The organism is Vibrio makurazakiensis (assembly GCF_050337375.1).
Taxonomy (GTDB): domain Bacteria; phylum Pseudomonadota; class Gammaproteobacteria; order Enterobacterales; family Vibrionaceae; genus Vibrio; species Vibrio makurazakiensis.
Genome location: NZ_JAKJSW010000263.1, coordinates 1 through 5,140, shown reverse-complemented (window position 1 = coordinate 5,140; position 5,140 = coordinate 1). Strand labels below are relative to the sequence as shown.

The following is a 5,140-nucleotide window of genomic DNA, read 5'->3' as shown; positions in this document are numbered from 1 at the left end:
CTCTTGAACCGTCATACGTTTCGAGAAATCGGCCAAACCTAAGCTAGAGTACGTTTTTGTGTAACCATAAGTTGGTAAAACATGGTTAGTACCAGAGGCGTAATCACCCGCAGATTCAGGAGACCAATCCCCTAAGAAGATTGAACCAGCGTTATCAAACAACGGAAGCAATTCACGAGGATTCTTAGTCTGAACAATTAGGTGTTCAGGCCCATAAAAGTTGGAAATAGCAACCGCTTGAGTCAATGACTCCGAGATAATAATTAAACTTGATGCTAGTGCTTTTTCTGCAATATCGGCACGAGATAACTCAGCCAATTGTTTCTTTACAGCTTCTGTCACTTGATCAGCAACCGCAGGAGATGGGGTGACTAGCACCACTTGTGAATCAGGCCCATGTTCAGCCTGACTAAGTAAATCAGCGGCTATAAAATCAGCATCAGCTGTTTCATCAGCAATAACCATAACTTCAGAAGGGCCTGCTGGCATATCAATCGCGGCACCACGGAAATCATTGCTCACCTGACGCTTTGCTTCAGTCACATAAGCATTACCTGGACCAAAGATTTTATCGACCTTAGATACGCTTTCGGTTCCGTAAGCCATTGCTGCAATAGCCTGCCCGCCGCCCACGTTATAAACTTCGTCAATTTCACACAGGTTAGCGACGTACAGAATTTCGTCCGCGATAGGTGGTGGTGAACAAAGTACTACTTTACGACACCCTGCGATTTGCGCAGGAACACCAAGCATCAGAACCGTTGAAGGTAATGGAGCGCTACCACCAGGTATGTACAAGCCTACCGTATTAATTGCTCGGGTAATTTGCTCACATACAACACCCGGTTGCGTCTCAACTCGAATAGGTTGTGGCTTTTGCGCTTCATGAAATTTAGCAATATTTTGATAAGCTTGTTCTAAAGCTTGTTTCATTTCCTCAGACAGTCGGCCGCACGCTTGCTCAATTTCGGTTTTGCTTACACGAATTGAGTCAGGCTTAACGCGATCGAACTTCTCTGTGAGCTCAAATAGTGCCGCATCGCCATCTTTACGAACTTTACCAATAACTTCGTTTACAGCTGCAGTGATATTTGCACCTTCACTAATAGCTGGACGCTCAAGCACAGAGTCTTGTTGTGATTCACTAAGGGATTGCCAAACAACGGTTCTCATCTCAATTACCCCATCATTTTTTCAATTGGAAGAACTAAGATTGAGCTTGCGCCTAATTCTTTAAGTTGTTCCATTGTTTCCCAGAAAAGGTTTTCAGTACTTACTAAGTGCACAGCGACTTTATCTTGGTCAGACGCTAACGGTAGAACCGTTGGATCTTCAGCGCCCGGTAGTAGAGCTTTAATTTGTTCTAGTTTGTCAGTTGGAGCGTGTAGCATGATGTATTTAGACTCTTTCGCCTGTTGTACACCTTGCATACGTGTAAGTAGCTTTTCGATAAGAGCAATTTTATCTGCGTCGAACTCACCGTTACGTTGAATCAACGTMGCTTTAGATTTGAAGATAACTTCCGCTTCTTTTAAACCGTTTGCTTCAAGCGTTGCACCCGTAGAAACTAGATCTGCGATAGCATCAGAAAGACCCGCACGTGGTGCCACTTCTACAGAACCAGTCAGCATACAAGCGCTGTAATCTACGCCCTGCTCGTCCATGTATGCTTTTAGTAGCTGAGGGTAAGTTGTTGCAATACGCTTACCGGCAAGATCTTGAGGGCCGTTATATTCTTCGTCTTTATTGATTGCGATAGAAAGGCGGCAACCACCAAAGTCTAAACGACGTAGAGTAACGAAATCTGAAGGTTCATTAAGCGCTTTACGATCCAAACGAACTTCTTCTAGTTCATTTTCACCGATAAAGCCTAAATCAACGACACCGTCCATGATCAGGCCTGGGATATCGTCATCACGAACCAGTAATAGATCAATTGGCATATTTAGTGAGTGAACAACAAGGCGTTCACCCATGATGTTAAATTTAACACCGCACTTTTTAAGTAAGTCTTGGCATTCTTTACTTAGGCGGCCTTTCTTTTGAATTGCGATTCTTAGGCGTTGTGTCTGCATTGCTGTATCCCTGTGCAAATTATTGAATTTATTAAGTATTTTTCAAACAATAAAACTAAAAAAACCCTCGTGAGATTTTCTCTCCGAGGGTTTAAATCTAAATTCTTTTGACTTAACCTCCGGGAGAATCCTGCTCCCGGGTATGCGTAAACCTCCCCGAAAGACTAGATAGGGTGATGATGGTGATGAATGTTCATTACATATTTACGCATAGTTATCAGCTCTTAGGTTGTTTGCTGTCTTAACTCCACACTAACTAAGCTGACTGCCTTTTTCAACCATTAATTTGATGTTTTTTACTTATTTCTAAATTAGTGTGTTGGGCATAAAAAAGGAGGCCTAGGCCCCCTTCTCATTCACTTCTATCCCAATTATGCGTTTTGACACTTAGCCATTTTACAACGAGAGAAGTAAGCCAGTGCAAAACAGACCGCAACAAAAGCAACACTTGCTGCTGCGAATGAAATTGCAACAGAAGCTGTCATACCCAGTGCGATGAAACCAATACACGATACTAAAGCTACCGACAGTGCGTAAGGCAACTGAGTCGCAACGTGATCAATGTGGTTACAACGAGCACCTGTCGAAGACAGAATCGTAGTATCTGAAATAGGTGAACAGTGATCACCAAATACAGAACCCGCTAACACAGCACTCAACATAGGTAGCATTAGAGCTAGATCCGTTGCACCAGCCATATCACCAGCAATCGGTAACATGATGCCAAACGTACCCCAAGATGTACCTGTAGAGAACGCCATTAGGCCAGCAAGCAAGAATAAGATAACCGGTAACCAGTGATGATCAATTGTGCCTTGAACTAATGAAGACAGGTACGTACCGGTTTTCATATCGCCGATAACAGAGCCAATAGTCCATGCGAATACAAGAATTAGAATCGCGCCGAACATCGATTTAGCACCAATCCATAGTGTTTTTGCAATATCAGCCATAGGTAGCTTTTGCTTAAGCACAGTTACAATTGCAACCAGCAAACCAACAATACCACCATATACTAGTGRTTTACCTACATCAGTGTTTTCAAACGCGCCCAGTAAATTAAATGCTTGACCGTCTGCTGCTAATGCCGCACCGCCGGTGTATAGCATTGATGCTACCGTCGCAACGATAAGCGATACGATTGGCATAACCAAATCAGATACTGAACCATTTTCGCTTTCTTCGATATCAAGCTCTTCGTTCAAATCTTTTTGATTTTTGTCACCATCAAAGCCACGACCTTGAGAAGCTTCAATTTCATGGTCACGCATCTTACCAACATCAAGACCGAACCAAGCAACTGCGAATACCATTAGTAACGCAAATACAGCATAGAAGTTCATTGGGATTAAGCGTACGTACGCGCCAAGTGCCGAATACTCTGTCATGCCATGGGTTACAAGGATGCCACCAATGATCGTCATGATGTATGCGCCCCAGCTTGAAGCAGGCATGATTACACACATAGGAGCAGCAGTAGAATCTAGGATATACGCCAGTTTAGCGCGAGATACATAGAAGCGATCTGTAACAGGGCGAGATATAGCACCAACGGCTAGGCTGTTAAAGTAGTCATCCACAAAGATGAATACGCCTAAGAATGCGGCTAAAAGTTTAGAACCACGTTTGCTTTTAACGCGAGACTGAGCCCACTCAGCAAAAGCACGTGTACCACCAGATAGAGTTAGTAGCGCAGTCATCATTCCTAGAAGCAATAGGAACCCGACGATGCTCATATTCCAGGTATTGATACCGCCATCTTCAATGAATACGCCTGAAACTTTAGTTCCAACGTAACCTAGCGCATTACCTACAGAGTAATCGGCTAGCAAAATAGCACCCATAACAATACCAACACCTAATGAAACTAGGACTCGGCGTGTAACAATAGCAAGGCTTAACGCCACAATCGGTGGCAGCAGTGATAAAGGAGATGTTGCAAAATCTATTAAATTCATGATCTTCAAAAACCAGTTTTTTATTTGGCTAGAGATCTACTGTAGACAAACTTGATAACGGCTTATCAAGCTTATGTTGAACTAAGCGAAAGGGAAGTGAACACTTCACCCAACCCCACAGTAGCGCTCCATAGTTTAAAATTAAGACTATGGCAGTGTTGTACCTATTGAGTACAACCCCAGCAAATTGCTTAAATATACAATTTACTTCGGCAATTAAGCCTTTCACTTCTATTCATTGGCATCACCCCAATAAAAGTTACTCTTCATAATTGCACCTCTACGGCAATATCGAAGGTTTCACTATTGTTAAGTTAATTTAACAACAATTTAACCAGCACATCGCATCAGGTAGCCGCAATTGTACTCATGAAACAACGAAATGCAACATAACATTCCACAATCATTCAAGGTGATTCACATCCAAGTGGTACCTATTGCATAGCTTTATATGAAATATAGTCCATTACACTCATATACACTTTATAAGTTATCGATGTCCCCTCTATTTTTAGAGCCCCTATCTCAATTRTAATTATTGAATTACAATTTTAATGCTTACTCTATATTTAATTGAGAGTTATACTAATCAAAATAAATAACCATTTGTTTTATCTTAGTCCGCTGTTTATTATGAGGTGGATTAAATTATTTACCTTGATGGGAAACGCTATGTCTGAATTAACAAAAACACTATTAAATATCCGCAGCCTTCGTGCATTCTCACGTGAATTAACACTAGAGCAATTAGAAGAAGCTTTAGATAAACTGACTATTGTTGTTCAAGAGCGCCAAGAATCAGAAGCAGAAGAACGTGCAGCTAAAGCAGAGCAAGAAGCTAAGCTAACAGCAATTGCAGAACAAATTGCAAAAGACGGCATTGATGTAGCAGATTTAATTGCAGCACTTTCTGGTGAAGCAAAAGCGAAAGGCACAAAAACAAAACGTGCACCTCGCCCTGCAAAATACAAATATGTAGATGTTAGCGGCGAAGAAAAAACTTGGACAGGCCAAGGTCGTACACCTCTAGCAATCCAACAGCAATTAGATGCGGGTAAATCTCTAGAAGATTTCGCAATCTAAGCAAACCCTATTATAGGGAGTAAT

General features: G+C 41.9%; 4 protein-coding genes, 1 riboswitch and 1 other annotated feature. Of the genes, 1 reads left to right on the top strand and 3 read right to left on the bottom strand.

The window, feature by feature from the left end; translation table 11 throughout:
• The 3 genes from hisD to L4C33_RS19520 form a co-directional block, all read right to left on the bottom strand.
• Positions 1-1,179 (bottom strand): histidinol dehydrogenase (gene hisD, locus L4C33_RS19530; protein WP_428814068.1); only part of this gene is annotated, 1,179 nt, incomplete at its 3' end.
• Positions 1,179-2,075 (bottom strand): ATP phosphoribosyltransferase, encoded by an 897-nt coding sequence (hisG, locus tag L4C33_RS19525; RefSeq protein WP_428814067.1) that lies wholly within the window; start codon positions 2,073-2,075, stop codon positions 1,179-1,181. The genes hisG and hisD, both read right to left, overlap by 1 nt.
• Before the next feature lie 55 nt (positions 2,076-2,130).
• Positions 2,131-2,264: a sequence feature (His leader region), on the bottom strand.
• Between the two features lie 182 nt (positions 2,265-2,446).
• Positions 2,447-4,033 carry a Na+/H+ antiporter NhaC family protein gene (locus L4C33_RS19520; RefSeq protein WP_428814066.1) on the bottom strand — a complete coding sequence of 529 codons (1,587 nt, stop codon included), beginning with the start codon at positions 4,031-4,033 and terminating at the stop codon, positions 2,447-2,449.
• 113 nt (positions 4,034-4,146) lie between these two features.
• Positions 4,147-4,324, bottom strand: a riboswitch (Lysine riboswitch).
• Between the two features lie 381 nt (positions 4,325-4,705).
• Here L4C33_RS19520 and L4C33_RS19515 point away from each other — a divergent pair.
• Positions 4,706-5,116 (top strand): H-NS family histone-like protein, encoded by a 411-nt coding sequence (locus tag L4C33_RS19515; RefSeq protein WP_428814065.1) that lies wholly within the window; start codon positions 4,706-4,708, stop codon positions 5,114-5,116.
• Positions 5,117-5,140 lie beyond the last annotated feature (24 nt).